The organism is Streptomyces sp. NPDC001843 (assembly GCF_042891955.1).
In the GTDB taxonomy this organism is placed as follows: domain Bacteria; phylum Actinomycetota; class Actinomycetes; order Streptomycetales; family Streptomycetaceae; genus Streptomyces.
In genome coordinates this window covers 128,435-147,019 of record NZ_JBIATQ010000014.1, presented here as the reverse complement: position 1 = coordinate 147,019, position 18,585 = coordinate 128,435, and the positions used below count along the sequence as shown (strand labels likewise).

Annotated in this window: 19 protein-coding genes and 1 tRNA gene; 12 read left to right on the top strand and 8 right to left on the bottom strand. The window is 71.2% G+C overall.

The features are described 5' to 3' along the window. Positions 1 to 452: 452 nt before the first annotated feature. From ispD to ACFYZQ_RS31255, 6 genes are all read left to right on the top strand, one after another. Positions 453 to 1,205 (top strand): 2-C-methyl-D-erythritol 4-phosphate cytidylyltransferase, encoded by a 753-nt coding sequence (gene ispD, locus ACFYZQ_RS31280; protein ID WP_389154952.1) that lies wholly within the window; start codon positions 453 to 455, stop codon positions 1,203 to 1,205. After that, a complete protein-coding gene (gene ispF / locus ACFYZQ_RS31275) occupies positions 1,195 to 1,707 on the top strand; it encodes a 2-C-methyl-D-erythritol 2,4-cyclodiphosphate synthase (protein ID WP_389154949.1) in 513 nt (170 codons plus the stop codon). Before ispD ends, ispF begins: the two co-directional genes overlap by 11 nt. Positions 1,708 to 1,762: 55 nt before the next feature. Next, positions 1,763 to 2,167 (top strand): PPOX class F420-dependent oxidoreductase, encoded by a 405-nt coding sequence (locus ACFYZQ_RS31270; RefSeq protein ID WP_389154946.1) that lies wholly within the window; start codon positions 1,763 to 1,765, stop codon positions 2,165 to 2,167. A gap of 145 nt (positions 2,168 to 2,312) precedes the next feature. Then, positions 2,313 to 3,716 carry a cysteine--tRNA ligase gene (gene cysS, locus ACFYZQ_RS31265; protein ID WP_389154944.1) on the top strand — a complete coding sequence of 468 codons (1,404 nt, stop codon included), beginning with the start codon at positions 2,313 to 2,315 and terminating at the stop codon, positions 3,714 to 3,716. Positions 3,717 to 3,850: 134 nt separating this feature from the next. Continuing rightward, positions 3,851 to 4,792, top strand: a complete 942-nt coding sequence (gene rlmB, locus ACFYZQ_RS31260) for a 23S rRNA (guanosine(2251)-2'-O)-methyltransferase RlmB (protein ID WP_389154942.1) — start codon at positions 3,851 to 3,853, stop codon at positions 4,790 to 4,792. Positions 4,793 to 5,083: 291 nt separating this feature from the next. Beyond that, the gene (locus ACFYZQ_RS31255; protein WP_389154939.1) at positions 5,084 to 6,745 is read left to right on the top strand and encodes a DoxX family protein; all 1,662 of its coding nucleotides are present in this window, start codon (positions 5,084 to 5,086) and stop codon (positions 6,743 to 6,745) included. A gap of 95 nt (positions 6,746 to 6,840) precedes the next feature. On the opposite strand, the gene ACFYZQ_RS31250 is transcribed toward ACFYZQ_RS31255, so the two are convergent. From ACFYZQ_RS31250 to ACFYZQ_RS31240, 3 genes are all read right to left on the bottom strand, one after another. Then, on the bottom strand, positions 6,841 to 7,572 hold the full coding sequence (locus ACFYZQ_RS31250) for an NDP-sugar synthase (RefSeq protein ID WP_388791578.1): 732 nt from the start codon (positions 7,570 to 7,572) through the stop codon (positions 6,841 to 6,843). A gap of 92 nt (positions 7,573 to 7,664) precedes the next feature. Further along, positions 7,665 to 8,111 carry a hypothetical protein gene (locus ACFYZQ_RS31245; RefSeq protein ID WP_389154937.1) on the bottom strand — a complete coding sequence of 149 codons (447 nt, stop codon included), beginning with the start codon at positions 8,109 to 8,111 and terminating at the stop codon, positions 7,665 to 7,667. Positions 8,112 to 8,331: 220 nt separating this feature from the next. Then, positions 8,332 to 9,468: an ABC transporter ATP-binding protein gene (locus ACFYZQ_RS31240; protein WP_388791582.1), complete on the bottom strand. Its 1,137-nt coding sequence runs from the start codon at positions 9,466 to 9,468 to the stop codon at positions 8,332 to 8,334. A gap of 216 nt (positions 9,469 to 9,684) precedes the next feature. On the opposite strand from ACFYZQ_RS31240, the gene ACFYZQ_RS31235 reads away from it, so the two are divergent. Then, positions 9,685 to 9,758: transfer RNA gene (locus ACFYZQ_RS31235), tRNA-Thr, on the top strand. A gap of 71 nt (positions 9,759 to 9,829) precedes the next feature. Here the strand turns inward: ACFYZQ_RS31235 and ACFYZQ_RS31230 are convergent. Further along, entirely contained in the window at positions 9,830 to 11,236 is a 1,407-nt protein-coding gene (locus ACFYZQ_RS31230; protein ID WP_389154934.1) for an NAD(P)/FAD-dependent oxidoreductase, read from the bottom strand. 9 nt (positions 11,237 to 11,245) lie between these two features. Continuing rightward, a complete protein-coding gene (locus ACFYZQ_RS31225) occupies positions 11,246 to 11,899 on the bottom strand; it encodes a rhomboid-like protein (protein ID WP_389154931.1) in 654 nt (217 codons plus the stop codon). Between ACFYZQ_RS31225 and ACFYZQ_RS31220 the strand changes: the two genes are divergently transcribed. The 3 genes from ACFYZQ_RS31220 (at position 11,898) to ACFYZQ_RS31210 (ending at position 14,173) form a co-directional block, all read left to right on the top strand. Beyond that, the gene (locus ACFYZQ_RS31220) at positions 11,898 to 12,824 is read left to right on the top strand and encodes an aminoglycoside phosphotransferase family protein (protein ID WP_389154928.1); all 927 of its coding nucleotides are present in this window, start codon (positions 11,898 to 11,900) and stop codon (positions 12,822 to 12,824) included. The two genes, ACFYZQ_RS31225 and ACFYZQ_RS31220, sit on opposite strands and share 2 nt — an antisense overlap. 9 nt (positions 12,825 to 12,833) lie before the next feature. Then, positions 12,834 to 13,322 carry a GNAT family N-acetyltransferase gene (locus tag ACFYZQ_RS31215; protein WP_389154925.1) on the top strand — a complete coding sequence of 163 codons (489 nt, stop codon included), beginning with the start codon at positions 12,834 to 12,836 and terminating at the stop codon, positions 13,320 to 13,322. 173 nt (positions 13,323 to 13,495) lie between these two features. Continuing rightward, positions 13,496 to 14,173 carry a pentapeptide repeat-containing protein gene (locus ACFYZQ_RS31210; RefSeq protein WP_389154923.1) on the top strand — a complete coding sequence of 226 codons (678 nt, stop codon included), beginning with the start codon at positions 13,496 to 13,498 and terminating at the stop codon, positions 14,171 to 14,173. A gap of 34 nt (positions 14,174 to 14,207) precedes the next feature. On the opposite strand, the gene ACFYZQ_RS31205 is transcribed toward ACFYZQ_RS31210, so the two are convergent. Beyond that, positions 14,208 to 14,708 carry a hypothetical protein gene (locus ACFYZQ_RS31205; RefSeq protein WP_389155256.1) on the bottom strand — a complete coding sequence of 167 codons (501 nt, stop codon included), beginning with the start codon at positions 14,706 to 14,708 and terminating at the stop codon, positions 14,208 to 14,210. A 76-nt stretch (positions 14,709 to 14,784) separates the two neighbouring features. Between ACFYZQ_RS31205 and ACFYZQ_RS31200 the strand changes: the two genes are divergently transcribed. Continuing rightward, positions 14,785 to 16,188: a M1 family metallopeptidase gene (locus ACFYZQ_RS31200; protein WP_389154920.1), complete on the top strand. Its 1,404-nt coding sequence runs from the start codon at positions 14,785 to 14,787 to the stop codon at positions 16,186 to 16,188. 24 nt (positions 16,189 to 16,212) lie between these two features. On the opposite strand, the gene ACFYZQ_RS31195 is transcribed toward ACFYZQ_RS31200, so the two are convergent. Both ACFYZQ_RS31195 and ACFYZQ_RS31190 read right to left on the bottom strand, forming a co-directional pair. Then, the gene (locus ACFYZQ_RS31195; RefSeq protein ID WP_389154917.1) at positions 16,213 to 17,154 is read right to left on the bottom strand and encodes a GNAT family N-acetyltransferase; all 942 of its coding nucleotides are present in this window, start codon (positions 17,152 to 17,154) and stop codon (positions 16,213 to 16,215) included. Between the two features lie 94 nt (positions 17,155 to 17,248). Beyond that, entirely contained in the window at positions 17,249 to 17,824 is a 576-nt protein-coding gene (locus ACFYZQ_RS31190; protein WP_389154915.1) for a TerD family protein, read from the bottom strand. A gap of 164 nt (positions 17,825 to 17,988) precedes the next feature. Here ACFYZQ_RS31190 and arfB point away from each other — a divergent pair, with 164 nt between their 5' ends. Next, positions 17,989 to 18,426: an alternative ribosome rescue aminoacyl-tRNA hydrolase ArfB gene (gene arfB / locus ACFYZQ_RS31185; RefSeq protein ID WP_132852615.1), complete on the top strand. Its 438-nt coding sequence runs from the start codon at positions 17,989 to 17,991 to the stop codon at positions 18,424 to 18,426. Positions 18,427 to 18,585 lie beyond the last annotated feature (159 nt).

The window sequence follows — 18,585 nt, the reverse complement described above, 5'->3', positions numbered from 1 at the left end:
CCCGCCCGCTCAGCACGCTCGAACAGTGAACTGCCGCGGTGCCCGATGACACACCACCTGTCGCCGGGCGCTGCGGCATGTTCAGTTCGTACGCGGCCGCGCGGGTTGCCGTACGTGGATCTCGTACGCGGTTCGTGTACGTGGATCTCGTACTACGCGGAAGCCGGCAGCGATGCCGTAAAACACCGGGGAGCCCCCGATACTGGTCGTACCGAGCCCGGGCAGCCGACTCGACCGGTGTCACGGAAGGGTCCGGTCAAGACGCGCGCCAGTGGCACGCTGAGGCCATACCCACGCAGACCCTGCCGTCAAACCGGCGCTTCCCGGGCGGTGTCCGGTGCGTGCGCTCCGGTGCCCGGCGAGCGCACGCACGGACACCGCCCCGCCGCTCAGCGGAACGGACGACGCCGGTGCGACGGCAGGCCTCCCGCACACGAACCTGACAGGAACCGATGTCTGACGAATCGCGCCCCTCGCCCGCGCCGACGCCCGTCGCAGCCGTCATTCCGGCCGCCGGGCGGGGCGTACGCCTCGGACCGGGCGCCCCCAAGGCACTCCGTGCGCTGGGCGGCACGCCCATGCTCATCCACGCGGTCCGCGCGATGGCCGCCTCCCGCGCCGTCTCCCTGGTGATCGTCGTGGCCCCGCCCGACGGTGCCGCCGAGGTCAAGTCCCTCCTCGACGCGCACGCCCTGCCCGACCGGACGGACTTCCTGGTCGTCCCCGGCGGCGAGACCCGCCAGGAATCGGTCCGCCTCGGCCTCGACGCACTCCCGCCCGACCACCGCGTCGTGCTCGTGCACGACGCCGCCCGGCCCCTCGTCCCCGTGGACACCGTCGACGCCGTCATCGAGGCCGTACGCGACGGGGCCCCGGCCGTCGTCCCCGCGCTGCCGCTCGCCGACACCGTCAAGGAGGTCGAACCGGCCGCCGTCCCGGGCGAGCCCGAGCCGGTCGTCGCCACGCCCGAGCGGGCCCGGCTGCGCGCCGTGCAGACCCCCCAGGGCTTCGACCGCGACACCCTGCTGCACGCCCACCGGACCGTCACCGAGGACGTCACCGACGACGCGAGCATGGTGGAACAGCTCGGCCTGCGCGTCGTGACCGTCCCCGGCCACGAGGAGGCCTTCAAGGTCACCCGCCCGCTCGACCTCGTCCTGGCCGAGGCGGTCATCGCCCGCAGGAGGCTCAACGATGGCTTCTGAGGCGCTGTCCTCCCAGCCGCTGCCGCCCCTGCCCCAGGTCGGCATCGGCACCGACATCCACGCCTTCGAGGACGGCCGCGAACTGTGGTGCGCCGGCCTGAAGTGGGAGGGCGAGGGGCCCGGCCTCGCCGGCCACTCCGACGCCGACGTCGTCGCGCACGCCGCCTGCAACGCCCTCTTCTCGGCCGCCGGCCTCGGCGACCTCGGACAGCACTTCGGCACCTCGCGCCCCGAGTGGTCCGGCGCCTCCGGCGTCACCCTGCTCACCGAGGCCGCCCGCATCGTCCGCGCGGCCGGCTTCCGGATCGGCAACGTCGCCGTCCAGGTCGTCGGCCCCCGGCCGAAGATCGGCAAACGTCGCGACGAGGCCCAGAAGATCCTCTCCGAGGCGGCCGGCGCCCCCGTCTCCGTCTCCGGGGCCACCACCGACGGGCTCGGCTTCCCCGGCCGCGACGAAGGCCTGATGGCCGTGGCGACCGCACTCGTGGTGCGGGTGAGCTGAAAGCGTGTGAGGGTACCCGTGGGACGACAGCGACCCAGGTCCCGGAGGTACCCCCATGCCCGCCGTTCTTTCTGACCGCCTCAAGGCCTTGCTCGACGGCCCGGTCTTCGTCGTCCTCGGCACCGCCCAGCCCGACGGCAGCCCCCAGCTCTCGCCCGTATGGGCGAAGCGGGACGGCGACGACATCCTGATCTCCACCACGGTCGACCGCCGCAAGAAGCAGAACCTCGACCGCGACCCCCGCGTCAGCGTCGTCGTCCAGGACCCCGATTCCCCGTACGAGTACGCCGAGATCCGCGGCAGCGTCGAGACGACCACCGAGGGCGGCCAGGAACTCATCGACGAGCTGAGCCTGAAGTACAGCGGAAAGCCGTACGCGGAATTCAACCCGGCCTCGGCCCAGGACGCGGAGCGGGTGGTCGTGCGGGTGCGGCCGCGGAAGGTCGTGGGGAGTCTCTGAGGCGGACGGGACGGGCCGGCGGCCGGTGCGCGCGGGCGGAGCCCGGCCCCTCCCGGGCGCCCGATGGCGCCCGCTGTGTCACGAATGCGCTGTCCTTCGGTAGAAGAGTCGCAAGGCACTGCCCCGCGCCCACTACCCTGGAGTGGTGACCATTCGCCTGTACGACACCAGCGCCCGGCAGATCCGTGACTTCACCCCGCTCAAGCCGGGCTGTGTCTCGATCTACCTGTGTGGTGCCACCGTGCAGGCACCGCCGCACATCGGGCACGTCCGCTCGTACCTCAACTTCGACATCATGCGCCGCTGGTTCGAACACCGCGGCTACGACGTCACGTTCGTCCGCAACGTCACCGACATCGACGACAAGATCATCGCCAAGGCGCACGAGCAGAACCGGCCCTGGTGGTCGATCGGGTACGAGAACGAGCGCGCCTTCAACGACGGCTACGCCACGCTCGGCTGCCTCCCGCCCACGTACGAGCCCCGCGCCACCGGCCACGTGACCGAGATGGTCGAGATGATGCAGACGCTCATCGAGCGCGGACACGCCTACGAGGCCGACGGCAACGTCTACTTCGACGTGCGCTCCTTCCCCGGCTATCTGGAGCTGTCGCGGCAGGAGCTGGACAACCTGCTGCAGCCGTCGGGCGAGGGCGAGACCGGCAAGCGCGACCCCCGCGACTTCGCCATGTGGAAGACCGCCAAGCCCGGCGAGCCCACCTGGCCGACCCCGTGGGGTCCCGGCCGCCCCGGCTGGCACCTGGAGTGCTCGGCGATGGCCCACAAGTACCTGGGCAGCGCCTTCGACATCCACGGCGGCGGCATCGACCTGATCTTCCCGCACCACGAGAACGAGATCGCCCAGGCCAAGGCCTTCGGCGACGACTTCGCCCGGTACTGGCTGCACAACGCCTGGGTGACCATCGCCGGCGACAAGATGTCCAAGTCGCTCGGCAACTCCGTCCTCGTCTCCGAGATGGTCAAGCAGTGGCGCCCGATCGTCCTGCGCTACTACCTCGGCACCCCGCACTACCGCTCGATGATCGAGTACAGCGAGGAGTCCCTGCGCGAGGCCGAGTCCGCGTTCGCCCGCATCGAAGGCTTCGTGCAGCGCGTCGTGGAGAAGGCCGGGGGAGTCGTGGAGCCCGCCGCCGAGGTCCCGCCCGCCTTCGCCGAGGCCATGGACGACGACTTCGGCGTCCCGCAGGCCCTGGCGATCGTGCACACCACCGTCCGGCAGGGCAACTCCGCCCTCGCCGCCGACGACAAGGAGGCCGCCGTCGCCCGGCTCGCCGAAGTGCGCGCCATGCTCGGTGTCCTCGGCCTCGACCCGCTCGACGAGCACTGGGCCGGTGAAGGCGCCGACCGCGGCGAGGACCTCCACGGGGTCGTCGACAGCCTCGTCCGCATGGTCCTCGACCAGCGCGAGGCCGCCCGCGCCCGCAAGGACTGGGCCACCGCGGACGCCATCCGCGACCAGCTCAACCAGTCCGGCCTCACCATCGAGGACAGCCCCCAGGGTCCCCGCTGGAGCCTCGGCCAGCGTTGACCCCATGACGGATCGACACCTTTGACGGTCGATTCCTTCGACGGTCGATTCCTTGATCGATTGTGCCGTCCGGCCCGCTGGGCGGCACACTGCACAAGACGTACGTACGCACGCTTCACACAGACAGGTGAGTCATGGCCGCTAACAACCGTCGCATGTCCGGCAAGAAGGGCGCGCAGGTCGGCAGTGGCGGCCAGCGGCGCAAGGGCCTCGAGGGCAAGGGCCCGACCCCGCCCGCCGAGATGCGCAAGGGCCACAAGAAGAACCGCATCGCCAACGCCAAGGCGAAGCAGGCCGTGCGCCGCCCCGCGGCCCGGGGCCGCGGCGGCAGGTCCGCCTCCGAACTGGTCGTCGGCCGCAACCCGGTCGTCGAGGCGCTGCGCGAGGGCGTACCCGCCTCCACCCTCTACGTCCAGCAGTTCATCGACAACGACGAGCGGGTCCGCGACGCCCTGCAGCTCGCGGCCGAGCGCGGCGGCATCAACCTCATGGAGGCCCCCCGCCCCGAGCTCGACCGGATGACGAACGGCCTGAACCACCAGGGCCTCGTCCTCCAGGTCCCGCCCTACGAGTACGCCCACCCCGAGGACCTCGCCGACGCCGCCTACGACGAGGGCGAGGACCCCCTCATCGTCGCCCTCGACGGCGTCACCGACCCGCGCAACCTCGGCGCCGTCGTCCGCTCCGTCTCCGCGTTCGGCGGCCACGGAGTCCTCGTACCCGAGCGACGCGCCGCCGGCATGACCGCCGGTGCCTGGAAGACCTCCGCCGGCACCGCCGCCCGTACCCCGGTCGCCCGCGCCACCAACCTCACCCGCGCCCTCGAGGCCTACAAGAAGGCCGGCATCGTGGTCGTCGGCCTCGCCGCCGACGGCGACGTCGAACTCGGCGACCTCGAAGCCCTCGCCGGACCGGTCGCCATCGTCGTCGGCAGCGAGGGCAAGGGCCTGTCCCGCCTCGTCGGCGAGACGTGCGACTTCCGCGTCCGCATCCCCATGCCCGGCGGCGCCGAGTCGCTCAACGCGGGTGTGGCTGCGGGCATCGTCCTGTACGAGGCGGCGCGTCGGCGGGTCTGAGGCCGGTCGGCGCAAGCGGACGGAGCCCGTCGGCCGGAGGCCGGCGCAGCCGCCCGCAGCCGCGCAGCGCGCAAGGGCGGCAGAAGGAGGGGCCGCGGGTGTGGCTGCGGGCATCGTCCTGTACGAGGCGGCGCGTCGGCGGGTCTGAGGCCGGTCGGCGCAAGCGGACCTGAACACGCGTCCCCCAACGTCACCCGTACGGGGTAATCCGGGCGACACGTACGAGCTTGACGCGGTCCGGACACATCCGGGCCGCCAAGGCAGTGTCCTAACTCCACGTCACTCGGTTAGATGAGTGTGGACACCAGAACACCCCGCACACCCACGGGGGACCGCTCGTCGGGATACGACGACGCTCCCGCGCTGAGCATGGTGAAGGTGCCGAGCGATCCGGCGCAGGTCATCGTCAATCACGCGAGCTTCCGCGTGCAGCTGGGCGCCTCGACACGGCGAACCCAGTCACCACGGATCGCCTGGCACACCGCCACCGGGGACACCGCCCGCGTCCCCGCCATGGGCGCCCCCGCCCGCCGCCGCCCCGTCGTCTGGAGCGGCCACTCGGCCCCCGACGACACCGGCGCCCACCGACTGCTCCAGGCCGTGCGGGGCGGCAGCGTCCGCCACGCCGACGATCCCGTACCGGACGCCGGGGCCACCCAGGTCATCCCCCGCGTCGGCGACCAAGACGGCTACGCCACCGGCTACGACGACGTGTACCACCAGCTGGACGAGACCGTCGAGACCCCCGTCCTCGGGCACCAGCGCGCCCCCGTCGCCGGAGAGACCCGCCTCCTGCCCCGGATGCGCCCCGTCGGCAGCGCCTACGACCCACCGGCCCACCCCCACGACCACTACGCCGACCCCGCCGACGACTACGCGGACCCCGACGACCACTACGCGGGCCCGGCGGACCACGAACCGGCCGAACCCCCCGGCAAACGCCCCACCGACGACCCGGCCCGGCACGCCTACTACCCCGGCCGCCGCATGAACCTCGGCGTCGTCCTCCTCCCCCTGCGCCTCTTCCTCGGGGTCATCTCCATCTACGCCGGCATGGGCAAGCTCTGCGACCCGCTCTACTTCGACGGCGGCCGGCGCGGCTCCATGGTCAAGTGGCTCAACACCCTCCACCCCTGGCAAGTGGCCGAACCCCTGCACCAGTTCGCCCTGCACCACCCCGTCGGCTCCGGCCTCGTCATCGCCTTCCTCCAGGTCGTCGTCGGCGTCCTCACCATCCTCGGCTGCTGGCAGCGCGTCGCCGCAGTCGTCGGCGCGCTGCTCTCCGCCGCCCTCATCGTCACCGTCAGCTGGAAGACGGTCCCCGCCTACGACGCCCCCGACATCATCTACCTCGCCGCCTGGTCCCCCCTGGTCATCGCCGGCGCCCCCGTCTACTCCGTCGACGGCCGCCTCGCCGCCAACGCCTGGCGCACCCTCGGCCCCCGCTCCGCCATCTGGGACCTGCGTCGCTACGTACTGCGCCGCGGCGCACTCATCACCGCCCTCACCGTCGGCGTCACCCTCCTCGTCGGCTCACTCCTCGGCGGCGCCGTCCGCGACGCCGACCGCGTGGTCGTGCCCGGCCCCGGCGAGGCTCCCCGCAACAACCTGCCCGGCTCCCCGCTCGCCCAGGACCCCGGCAAGCACCACAAGAAGACACCGACCGCCTCCGCCCCGCCCAGCGGCGGCGCCACCACCGGCGCCAGCCCCTCCGGCGGCACCACCACCCCCGGCGCCACCCGCTCCACCGGCACCGTCACCGGCGGCGCCCCCAGCCAGACCCAGGGCGCCGCCGGCCAGGCCCCGCCGCGGCGCACCGCCCCCGCCCAGCAGGCGCCCAGCACCACCTCGGGACCGACCTCCGGCGGCACCACGACCGGCGGCGGTGGCTCCACCACCGGCGGCGGCTCCTCCTCCGGACAGCCGGGCCTGGTGGGCGGCCTCCTCGGATAGCCCGCACCACCTCCCCGCTACGACGACGGGGTCCCGCACCACCCAAGGTGCGGGACCCCGTCGTCGTCATGTCCCCGATGTGTCCGAGCGGCTCCTCAACGCCCGAGCGCCGCCAGCTCCTTCGCCGCCTCCGTCAGGTCCTTCGCCGTGTCGATGGCCCGCCAGTAGGCGCCCTGCGGAATCGGGAAGCCCGCCAGCCTGCGCTCGCGCGCCAGATGCGGGAACGTGGTCCGCTCGTGGTCACCGCGCTCCGGCAGCAGACCGGCGAACTCCGGCGAGAACACGTACACGCCCGCGTTGATCTCGAACGTCGACGGCGGCGCCTCGATGAAGTCCGTGATGTGCCCGAAGCCGTCCGTCTTCACCGCACCCCACGGAAGGCGCGGCCGGGCCAGCGCGAGGGTCGCGACGGCGTCGCGCTCGGTGTGGAAGTCCGCCATGTCGCGGAGCGAGAAACGGGTCCAGATGTCACCGTTGGTGGCGAACCAGGGACGGTCCGGATGCGGGAGACGGGCCGCCGCGTACTTCAGACCGCCACCGCGGCCGAGCGGCTCCGACTCGACGACGGTCGTGACGTTCACGGGCAGATCGGCCGAAACCAGCCACTTCTGCAGAACCTCGGCAAGGTGGCCGCAGGAGACCACCACGTCCGTCACGCCCTCTTCGGCGAGCCAGGAAAGCTGATGGCCGATGATCGGAGTACCCGTGCCGGGAATCTCGACCATCGGCTTGGGCCGGTCGTCGGTGTACGGACGCAGCCGTGAGCCCTGGCCACCGGCCAGGACAACGGCTTGAGTGGGGCGCGACGCGGCATTCGGATCGGTCATGACCGAACTGTACGCGGCGCCCCACTCGCGGCTTACGAACCCAACCTTCTCCTTAAACAGCTGTTACCCGTCCCGTTACCTCGGCCGGACGGTCAGCCACGCGACGCGGCCAGCACCCCGGAGGCGAAGGACGTGTCGCACACCGGACGGGCGTACGACTGGGCGCGCGAGGCGCCGTACACGCGGACCGCGGCCCGGCCCAGCGCACGGGCGATGGAGGTGCAGTGCCTCGCCAGGGACGGGTGCCCGTTCACGGCCTGCTGCAGATGGGCGAGAACCACACCGGGGTTCTTCTCCTGCAGCTCGCCCATCAGCCGGTCCCGCAGCACGTCCTGTGGTGCGCGCTGGAGGGAGCGGCCCGAGACGTCCGACGCGGTCAGCACCGAGTTCGAGGGGTTCCCCGACCAGTTGACCCGGGTGACCGCGAGGGTCCCGGAAAGCACCAGGACGACGGGCAGGACGAGGGCGAGGGTGCGGCCGATCCGGCGGGCAGGGCCCCGGTGGCCGCGTCGCGTCTGTGGGTTGGTGGAGTGCTTCACGCGTGTGAGGGTAGCGCGCGGTGATGATTTGGAGACATTTAGTCACCGGTTCGAGGGACAGGGAACTCTCCGTTCCTGAACGGGGAGTTGACGCACACTGCTCGAAATGCACCCCCCTGCCGGGGTATTCCACGGCAAACAGCAGGCAACGAGAGGGGCCCCGCAGCAGGCCGCGGGGCCCTTCTCGTCAACCTGGGTCATTTCACCCGGGACGGGGGTTTCAGTCGGAGAGACGCTCACCCGTCGAGGTCGAGAAGACGTGCGTCTCACCCGGCCGCGGGACGACGTGGAGCTGCGCGCCCTTCTCCGGCACCTGACGGCCGTTGACGCGGACCACCAGGTCCTTCCGCTCGCCGCCGACCTCGGCGGTGCCGTAGACGTAACCGTCGGCGCCGAGCTCCTCCACGACGTTCACGGAGACCGCGAGACCCGCCGGGGCGTCCTCGGTGTCCTTCGACAGGGAGGCGGCGGTACCACCGTCGTGCTCCACCACGTCGAAGTGCTCGGGACGGACACCGACCGTCACCGTGCGGTCGCCCTTGTCGGCGGCGGCCTTCAGCGCGTCCCGGTTGACGGGCACGACACTGTTGCCGAACTTCACACCGCCGTCGGTGATCGGCACCTCGACCAGGTTCATCGCCGGGGAGCCGATGAAGCCGGCGACGAACAGGTTGGCGGGCCGGTCGTACATGTTCCTGGGCGAGTCGACCTGCTGCAGCAGACCGTCCTTGAGCACGGCCACCCGGTCGCCCATCGTCATGGCCTCGACCTGGTCGTGGGTGACGTACACGGTGGTGATGCCGAGGCGGCGCTGCAGCGACGCGATCTGCGTACGCGTCGACACACGGAGCTTGGCGTCCAGGTTGGACAGCGGCTCGTCCATGAGGAACACCTGCGGCTCACGCACGATGGCACGGCCCATCGCGACACGCTGGCGCTGACCACCGGACAGCGCCTTCGGCTTGCGGTCCAGGTACTCGGTCAGGTCGAGGATCTTCGCGGCCTCCTCGACCTTCTGCCGGATCTCCGCCTTGTTGACGCCCGCGATCTTGAGCGCGAAGCCCATGTTGTCGGCGACCGTCATGTGCGGGTAGAGCGCGTAGTTCTGGAACACCATGGCGATGTCACGGTCCTTCGGCGGCAGGTGCGTGACGTCGCGGTCACCGATGCGGATGGCGCCGGCGTTCACGTCCTCGAGCCCCGCGAGCATCCGGAGCGAGGTGGACTTACCGCAACCCGACGGGCCGACCAGGACGAGGAACTCGCCGTCCTCGATGTCGATCTCGAGCGCGTCGACGGCGGGCTTCGTGGAACCCGGGTAGATCCGGGTCGCCTTGTCGAACGAGACAGTGGCCATGGTGAATGGGCCCCCTTCTACCGGCAGGAACGTGCCGGACGATCCGTTGTAGGAAGGTGGTTGGTGTAGTCCACCGGGGTGAACTGGGTCAGGACGGTACCTGGCGTTCACCAGGTCTGTCAGTAGTCCGGGGGGTGTGAACTTCGCGGAAATATTCGACCGGGCCCCCTGCGGACCTGGGTACACTGCTCGGGCACGTGCTTCGCACACGTGCAGGCCTCCTTAGCTCAGCTGGCCAGAGCAACGCACTTGTAATGCGTAGGTCGTCGGTTCGAATCCGACAGGGGGCTCAAAAGACCCAGGTCAGATCCCTGTCCGGCCTGGGTCTATGCATGTGCCGCATGCGCATCGGCGAATCCGCTCAGTGCCGCCCGGCCACCCGGTCGGCCGCTCGGGCCAGGCGTGAGGACTCGGTGCCCGGCCGTAGCCGCTCCCGCTGATCCGCGGCTCGATACGTCGCGTACATGCCGTGCACGCCGAGCCAGCGCAGCGGTTCCGGTTCCCATTTGCGCACCTTGTGGCCGACCCACGGGAGGTCGGTCAGCCGGGTGCGGCCGCCTTGGCCGGAGTCCTGTTGGACGAGGTCCCGCAGGGTTCGTGCGGCGAGGTTGGTGGTGGCGACGCCGGAGCCGACGTATCCGCCCGCCCAGCCGATTCCGGTCGTGCGGTCGAGGGTGACCGTCGCGCACCAGTCGCGCGGTACTCCGAGCACCCCCGACCAGGCGTGTTCGACGCGGACCGCGGCCAGTGCCGGGAAGAAGCGGACGAGGATGTCCCGCAGGGCCTCGATGGTCGTGTCCTGGGTGCGGCCGTCGTTGTCGGTGCGGGATCCGAAGCGGTAGGGCACGCCGCGCCCGCCGAGCGCGATCCGCCCGTCGGCGGTGCGCTGGGCGTACATGTAGGCGTGGGCCATGTCGCCGAGGGTCTCCCGGCCGTGCCAGCCGATCGCCGACCACTGCTCGTCGGTGAGCGGTTCGGTGGCGATCATGGAGGAGTTCATGGGCAGCCAGGTCCGCCGCTGGCCCTTGAGGGAGGCCGTGAAGCCTTCCGTGCAGCGCAGGACGTAGGGCGCGCGGACGTTTCCGTACGGGGTGACGGCGTGCCGGGGCCGGATCTCCGTCACCGGTGTGGACTCGTGGATGGTCACCCCGAGGGTTTCCACGGCGGCCGCGAGTCCCTTCACCAGCTTCACCGGGTGCAGCCGTGCACCGTGTGGTGTCCAGGTCGATCCGACCGCGTCGGCGACGCGGATCCGTTCGGCGGTCTCCCGGGCACCGTACAGTTCGCGGTCCTTCTCCCCGTACGACAGTTCGTGCTGGTGGAAGGCCTTCAGCCGGGCGAGCTGGGCGGGTGTGGTCGCCACTTCGAGGACGCCGCCATTGTGGACGTCCGCGTCGATGCCTTCGGCCTCGGTGACGGCGATGACTTCGTCGACGGTGTCGTTCATCGCCTGTTGCAGGCGGATCGCCGCGTCGCGGCCGTGCAGTTTCGCGTACCGGTCGCGGCCGGCGATGCCGTTGTACAGCCAGCCGCCGTTGCGCCCGGAGGCGCCGTATCCGCAGAACTTCTGTTCCAGGACGGTGATGCGCAGGGACGGCGCCGCCTTCTTCAGGTAGTAGGCGGTCCACAGCCCTGTGTATCCGCCGCCGACGATCACGACGTCCGCGGAGGTGTCGCCGGGCAGTGGCTCCCGTGCCGCCGGGAGGCCGTCGTCGCTGTACCAGAAGGAGATGCCGCCGTTGACGACTGCGCTGGCCGAGCTGCTCATGTGCGGACGTTAACCCCTGAGAGTTGCCAGTGTCTCCTTCGGATTCCATGTTTTTCCGCGGCCCCTGGCCAGTGGATAGCAGGCCAGTCCGATCAGTACGGAGACGAAGTGCCCGACGTCCGTGAACGTGGGCCCGGTGGCCAGCGGCACGGTGAAGAGGACGAGCACGGCCGCCAGGTACCCGTACCGCCAGGGCGTCGCGATCCGGTACGTCAGGACGGCCATCACTCCGGCCAGCGCGTAACTCACGCCGACGTCGAGGGTGTTGACGGCCGACTGCGGTGCCATGCCGTTCCGGATGGCCATCAGCAGCGCGCCTTCGCTGATCAGCGTGGCGAGTACGTGCGCGGCCACACACACCACCAGCCAGCGGGCGGTGCTCAGCCAGCGTTCGGCCTGTGCGTGGAAGACCGTGAACAGGGCCGCGTACGGCAGCCAGTAGCCGCTGTCGGTCCACATCGCGCTGGCGATCAGCACCCGCACCGGGTTCTGTGACAGCTCGTGGATGTTGGTCGACCGCTGCCGCAGGAAGTGCTGCTCGAACTCCGGCGACATGGCGTGCAGCGCGACGGTCGTGAAGAAGAGGATCATCAGCCACGCGTAGGTGCCGGGAGCGCTGCGGAGGTACGCCCACACCCTGCTGGTGTCCCGGTTGGTTCGCATGAGCCGATTCACGCAGACGAGTAACGTCCGACGGATGATCGACATTCCGGGTGGGCTGGCGGCTGCGCATGAGAGGTACAACGGGGCGGCCGGACGGGCCTTCGTCGCCGGGCTGCCGGAGCTGGCGGCCGGGTTTCTGGATCGCTGGGGGCTGCGTCTGGACGGGCCGTCGATGTACGGCGTGAGTGCCCTGGTCCTGCCGGTCGTCGTCCGTGCCGACGGCACGCCGGCCGTGCTGAAGCTGCAGCTCGCGGATGCGGAGACCGTGGGGGAGCCGGCCGCGTTGCGGGTCTGGGGCGGCGACGGCGCCGTGCGTCTCCTCGGCCACGACCCGGTCACCGGCACCATGCTGCTGGAACGCCTCGACCCGGCCCGGACGCTCTCCGGCCTCGCGGACGCCCGTGAGGCGGTGGGGGTCGTCGCCGGGCTGCTGGTGCGTCTGACGTCGTTCCCGGCGCCGGAGGGCATGCGCCGCCTCGGTGACATCGCGCGCGGCATGCTGGAGCGGACCCCGCCGGTGCTGGCCCGTATCGCGGACCCCGCGGCCCGCCGCCTGGTCGCCGACTGCGCGGCCGAGGTGCGGGAGGTCGCCGACGAGCCCGGAGACCGTCTCCTGCACTGGGATCTGCACTACGGGAACGTCCTCGGCTCCGCCCGCGCCCCCTGGCTGGCCATCGACCCCAAGCCGCTGTCCGGTGATCCCGGGTTCGAACTGTGGCCCGCCCTGGTCAACCGTTTCGACGCGGACGAGGTGCGGTGGCGTTTCGACGCGATGACGGAGGTGCTGGGGCTGGACCGGGGGCGGGCGCGGGCGTGGACGTCGGGGCGGCTGCTGCAGAACTGTCTGTGGGACGTGGAGAGCGGACGCGGGTTGGAGGAGCGGCATCTGGAGGTGGTGCTGCGGCTGCGGGAGGGCCGGGGCTAGCCTCGGCCCATGATTCGTGTCGCGACACCCGCCGATGTCCCCGTCATCCACGCACTGGTCCGTGAGCTGGCCGAGTACGAGAAGGTTCCCCAGGAGGCGAAGGCGAGTCCCGAGCAGCTGCGCGAGGCGTTGTTCGGTGTGCGGCCGGCTGCGTTCGCGCATGTCGCCGAGGACGACTCGACCGGCGAGGTGGTCGGTTTCGCGGTGTGGTTCCTCAACTTCTCGACCTGGCGGGGTGTGCACGGGATCTATCTGGAGGACCTGTACGTCCGCCCGGAGGCCCGGGGCGGGGGTCACGGCAGGGCGTTGGTCGCCGAGCTGGCGCGGATATGCGTGGAGCGGGGCTATGGGCGGCTGGAGTGGGCGGTGCTGGACTGGAACCGGCCCGCGATCGGGTTCTACGAGTCGCTGGGGGCCCGTGCGCAGGACGAGTGGACGGTGTACCGGCTGTCGGACGGGGCGCTGGCGGCGCTGGGCGGGGTGCCGTCAGGTCACTGATGCGGGGACGGGGGCCGCTGCGTGCGCCCCGTGCCTCGGGGCCCTGGCGTGACCATCAGGCCGGCGACGGGACCGGCGAGGAGCAGCTATGCCAGCGTGATGATCACGTAATCGGTATGTGCCGCGGAGGCAGCGCCCATTTGATTGTCAGTGGCGGGGTGCAGCATGGGGGCATGGCGAGGAAGGCGACCGGCGGGGCCGGTGGGACGAAGGCGGCGCGGCGACCGGAACTGCGGCTGCCGCCGCTGGAACCCTGGGACGGCGGCGGGCTGGAGCCGGACGGGGACTACGACGGGGTGGAGTTCCGCGAGGCGGACTTCGCGGGGCAGGACGGGGCGGGCGCGCGTTTCATGGACTGCTCGCTTGCGGGGTGCGTCGTCGACGAGACACGTCTGCACCACGCCCGGATCCTGGACACCGTCCTGTCGGGGATACGGGGTGTGGGTACCGATCTGGCCGAGTCGACCCTGCGTGACGTCGAGGTCCACGACGCCCGCCTCGGCGGCACACAGTTGCACGGCGCCGTCCTGGAGCGGGTCCTGATCCGCGGCGGCAAGATCGACTACCTCAACCTCCGCAAGGCCAGGCTGACCGACGTCGTCTTCGAGGGCTGCGTCCTCGTCGAACCCGACTTCGGCGGAGCCCGCCTGGACCGTGTGGAGTTCGTCGACTGCGTCCTGAAGTCCGTCGACTTCACCGAGGTGACCCTGACGCACGTGGATCTGCGCGGGGCCGCTTCGCTGGAGATCGCGCGAGGGGTCGGGCGGTTGGCGGGGGCGGTGATCAGCCCGGGGCAACTGCTGGATCTGGCGCCGGTGTTGGCGGGAGAGCTGGGGATCCGGGTGGAGTGATCCAGTCCGTCCGCGGGCCCCTCCGGGAGGCGGCCTACGGCACCCTCGGGAAACGGGCCTGCAGTGTCCAGATCGCCGGGTTGTCCGACAGGGCCTCGTGCAGGTCGGTCAGGTCGGCGATGAGGTCGTGCAGGAAGTCGCGGGCCTCCCGGCGGAGTTCGGCGTGCGAGAAGGAGAGGGGGGACTCCTCCGCGGGCATCCAGTCGGCGGCGATGTCCACCCAGCCGAAGCGGCGCTCGAAGAGCATGCGGTCGGTGGACTCGGTGAAGTCCAGTTCCGCCCGCTGGGGCCGGGAGGCGCGGGAGCCCGCCGGGTCCCGGTCCAGGCGCTCCGCGATGTCGCACAGGGCCCAGGCGAAATCCAGCACCGGCACCCATCCCCAGGCTGTGGACAGTTCGCGGTCGGTCTTGGTGTCGGCGAGGTAGACGTCACCGCAGAACAGGTCGTGGCGGAGGGCGTGGACGTCCGCGTGCCGGTAGTCGGTCTGCGGCGGGTCGGGGAAGCGGGTGGAGAGGGCGTAGCCGATGTCGAGCACGTACGTGATGGTGTCACGCCGGTCCGGGACCACCGCACGCCTCCCGGCCGGTACCCGCCCGCATAGGATCACTGCCGTGCCCAGATCCGTGCGTCTCGTCCCGGTCTCCGCCGCGTTCCTCGCCCTCGCCCTCACCGCGTGCGACGGCGGAGTGCACGGCACCCCCGGCGGCTACGGCGTACAGGACCCGTACTTCCCGAGGGCGGGCAACGGTGGCTACGACGTCACCCACTACGGCCTGACCCTCTCCTACGAACCCGGCCGCCACCACCTCACCGGAACCGCGGTGATCACGGCTCGCGCGACCAAGGACCTGTCCGCCTTCGACCTCGACCTCAGGGGCATGGACGTCGATGCCGTCACCGTCGAGGGCCGCGGCGCCCACTGGAACCGGGCCGGCCAGGAGCTGACCGTCCGCCCGCACGACGACCTGGACGAGGGGGAGACGTTCGAGGCCACGGTGCGCTACTCGGGCACCCCGGAGACGATCACCGACCCCGACGGTTCCAAGGAGGGCTGGCTGCGCACCGCGGACGGCGCACTGGCGCTGGGCGAACCGACCGGGTCCATGGCCTGGTTCCCCGGCAACCACCACCCTTCCGACAAGGCGTCGTACGACATCACGGTCACCGTCCCCAAGGGGCTGCAGGCCGTCTCGAACGGTGAGCCGTCGCGGCAGAACACGACCGGCGGCCGTACGACGTTCGTCTGGCACACCGCCGAGCCCATGGCGAGTTACCTGGCCACGGTCGCGATCGGCCACTACGACATCGCGCGCACGACCACCGAGGACGGCCTGCCCGTGTACGTGGCCGTCGACCCCACGCAGAGGGCGGCGAGCCGGGAGGTGCTGGCGAAGATCCCCGAGGTCATGAAGTGGGAGGAGTACAACTTCGGCCCGTACCCCTTCGCCTCCACGGGTGCGATCGTCGACCGCGCCGAGGACGCGGGCTACGCCCTGGAGACCCAGACCCGCCCCGTCTTCCCGGGCGCCCCCGACACCGCGACGCTCGTCCACGAGCTCGCCCACCAGTGGTACGGCGACTCCGTCACCCCGGAGAGCTGGCGGGACATGTGGCTGAGCGAGAGCTTCGCGACGTACGCGGAATGGCTGTGGCGGGAGGACCACGGCGGCGACTCCGCGCAGCAGACGTTCACCGCGCTCTACGACGGCACGTCCGACGAGGTCGACGACCCGGACGCCATCTGGGCCTTTCCGCCGGCGAAGCCCAGCAGTGCCGCGCACATCTCCGACCCGCCCGTCTACCAGCGCGGCGCTATGGTCCTGCACAAGATCCGTCAGAAGGTCGGCGACGACACCTTCTACGACATCATCCAGGGCTGGGCCGCCGCTCACCGTTATGGCAACGCGAGCACCGCCGACTTCACGGCGTACGTGGAGAAGCGGGCTCCGCACGAGGACTTCGGCACGATCTGGGCCGACTGGCTGTACGGGGAAGGCAAGCCGGACCGCCCCTGAGTGCCTCCGGAGTGCCTCCGGTGGTCAGCCCTGCTCGAACTCGGCCAGCAGCCGGCCCAGGTGGGGCGGCCAGACGGGCTCGTCCGGATCGGCCAGCTCCTCCCGCGTCCACCAGCGCCAGGTCAGGATGCCGTCCCGGGCGTGTTCGGCGGCCAGGTCGGGGCCGGCGGGGTCCCGGCGCGGGCCGCGGGTGACGTAGATGTCGTCGTGCTGCCGGATGTGGGTGTCGAACCGGGTGAAGTCGTGCTCCCACGTGCACAGCAGCGGGCCGGGCTCCAGATCGGTCCAGCCGGTCTCCTCGCGCAGTTCCCGCAGGGCTCCCTCGCGCGAGGTCTCGCCCGGTTCGAGGCCGCCGCCGGGGAGGGCCCAGTGGGCGCCCGCCTCGGGGTTGTCGTAGCGGAAGAGGAAGACCGAGCCCTCCGGGTCGACGACGGCGACGCGGGCCGCCGAGCGTGGGGTGCGCAGCACCTTGCGCAGGACCGTGCAGGGCCGGCCGAGGGCGCGGTCGGGCCGCTGGGCGACGTATGCGTAGCCGAGGGCGGTCCAGAAGGCGAGGCCTCCGGGGTTGTTGTCGAGGACGGCGAGCCGTACGGCGGTCCGGCCGGCCTTCCGGAAACGGTCCTCGACCAGTCGCGCGATCTGCCGTCCCCGTCCCCGGCCGTGCTCGCCCGCGTCCACCATCAGCAGCCCGATCCACGGGTCGGGGTCGGCCGGGTCCGGGTGACGGGCGAGTGTGCAGGCGACGCCCACCAGCCGTCCCGCACCGCGCGCGAGCAGCACTTCCGCGTCCGGGTGCGCCAGATCCTCCGCCAGCGCGGCCGCCACTTGCTCCGGCCGGATGTCGTCCGGGTCGGGGAAGTCGTCGCTGAGCGCGAAGAAGTCGCGGTTGGAGGCGTAGAGCGCGGTGAGTTCGGTGAGAACGGGCGCCGGGATGTCCTGGCCGGCGGGCAGGGGCTCGAGGATCACGCCGGGCAATCTATCGCCGGAGACGGCGCGGGGCCCCGGTCGTTTTCTCGCGGTGCGAGTACGACCGGGGCTTTCGTCAACGAGCGGGTGCGGCTCAGACGTTGACGCCGAAGTCCTGCGCGATGCCCACCAGGCCCGAGGCGTAGCCCTGGCCGACGGCGCGGAACTTCCACTCGGCGCCGTTGCGGTAGAGCTCGCCGAAGACCATGGCGGTCTCGGTGGCGGCGTCCTCGGAGAGGTCGTAGCGGGCGATCTCGGCGCCGCCGGCCTGGTTGATGATGCGGATGTAGGCGTTGCGGACCTGGCCGAAGTTCTGGTTGCGGGTCTCGGCGTCGTAGATGGAGACCGGGAAGACGATCTTGTCGACGTCGGCCGGGAGGGCCGCCAGGTTGACGTTGATCGCCTCGTCGTCGCCCGCGCCCTCGCCGGTGCGGTTGTCGCCGGTGTGGACGATCGAGTTGTCCGGGGTGTTCTTGTTGTTGAAGAAGACGAAGTGGGCGTCCGAGTAGACCTTGCCCTGCGTGTTGACCGCGATGGCGGAGGCGTCCAGGTCGAAGTCCGTGCCGGTGGTGGTGCGGACGTCCCAGCCGAGGCCCACGGTGACGGCGGTCAGGCCCGGAGCTTCCTTGGTGAGCGAGACGTTGCCGCCCTTGGACAGGCTTACAGCCATGGTTTGGGAGTCCCTTCCCTCGTTGCGTCAGTACGGGCTTCGCACTGTGGACGAAGCTACCGTCACTCCGAGAACGCCGAGGGGGGTCCCCGTGGTTCCGGGTGGCTTTACCTTTTTTACCCAAGGCGAAATCCGGGTGACGTGGACCGGACAGAGGCGGGAACATGGACGGCATGTCCGGTCCTTACGTCGTCCGTGGCTCCGTCTCGCTGCCCGAGGCCGAGCTGATGTGGCGTTTCTCGCGGTCCTCGGGGCCTGGTGGGCAGCATGTCAACACCAGTGACTCCCAGGTGGAGCTGCGCTTCGACCTGGCGCGGACCGAGGCGTTTCCACAGGTGTGGAAGGAGCGGGCGCTGGCCCGGCTGAGCGGGCGGCTGGTCGACGGTGTCGTCACCGTCCGCGCCTCCGAGCACCGCTCCCAGTGGCGCAACCGGGAGACCGCCGCGGTGCGCCTCGCGGCGCTGCTCGCGGAGGCCACCGCGCCCCCGCCCAAGCCGCGCAGGCCGACCCGCATCCCGCGGGGGATCAACGAGCGCCGGCTCCGGGAGAAGAAGCAACGCTCGGACACCAAGCGGGGCAGGTCGGGACGGGACTGGGGCTGAGCGGCCCCGCCGTCCCGACGCCGGCGTCGCACCCGGCCCGCCCCGGGGTGCCCCCTGGATGGCTTCGGACACCGCACCGTGGCAACGCGGGTTCAGCGCCCCCGCCGCCCCTACCCGTTCCCGTCCTCCAGGGGCTCCGCCCCTTCGCCCGGCCGGGGG

Coding starts and splice junctions, on each gene's coding strand:
- ACFYZQ_RS31255 (WP_389154939.1), top strand. CDS start 5,084: ATGAGTGTGGACACCAGAACACCCCGCACACCCACGGGGGACCGCTCG.
- ACFYZQ_RS31215 (WP_389154925.1), top strand. CDS start 12,834: ATGATTCGTGTCGCGACACCCGCCGATGTCCCCGTCATCCACGCACTG.
- ACFYZQ_RS31270 (WP_389154946.1), top strand. CDS start 1,763: ATGCCCGCCGTTCTTTCTGACCGCCTCAAGGCCTTGCTCGACGGCCCG.
- ACFYZQ_RS31225 (WP_389154931.1), bottom strand. CDS start 11,899: ATGCGAACCAACCGGGACACCAGCAGGGTGTGGGCGTACCTCCGCAGC.
- rlmB (WP_389154942.1), top strand. CDS start 3,851: ATGGCCGCTAACAACCGTCGCATGTCCGGCAAGAAGGGCGCGCAGGTC.
- ACFYZQ_RS31190 (WP_389154915.1), bottom strand. CDS start 17,824: ATGGCTGTAAGCCTGTCCAAGGGCGGCAACGTCTCGCTCACCAAGGAA.
- ispD (WP_389154952.1), top strand. CDS start 453: ATGTCTGACGAATCGCGCCCCTCGCCCGCGCCGACGCCCGTCGCAGCC.
- ACFYZQ_RS31250 (WP_388791578.1), bottom strand. CDS start 7,572: ATGACCGATCCGAATGCCGCGTCGCGCCCCACTCAAGCCGTTGTCCTG.
- ACFYZQ_RS31240 (WP_388791582.1), bottom strand. CDS start 9,468: ATGGCCACTGTCTCGTTCGACAAGGCGACCCGGATCTACCCGGGTTCC.
- ACFYZQ_RS31220 (WP_389154928.1), top strand. CDS start 11,898: ATGAGCCGATTCACGCAGACGAGTAACGTCCGACGGATGATCGACATT.
- ACFYZQ_RS31210 (WP_389154923.1), top strand. CDS start 13,496: ATGGCGAGGAAGGCGACCGGCGGGGCCGGTGGGACGAAGGCGGCGCGG.
- arfB (WP_132852615.1), top strand. CDS start 17,989: ATGGACGGCATGTCCGGTCCTTACGTCGTCCGTGGCTCCGTCTCGCTG.
- ispF (WP_389154949.1), top strand. CDS start 1,195: ATGGCTTCTGAGGCGCTGTCCTCCCAGCCGCTGCCGCCCCTGCCCCAG.
- ACFYZQ_RS31230 (WP_389154934.1), bottom strand. CDS start 11,236: ATGAGCAGCTCGGCCAGCGCAGTCGTCAACGGCGGCATCTCCTTCTGG.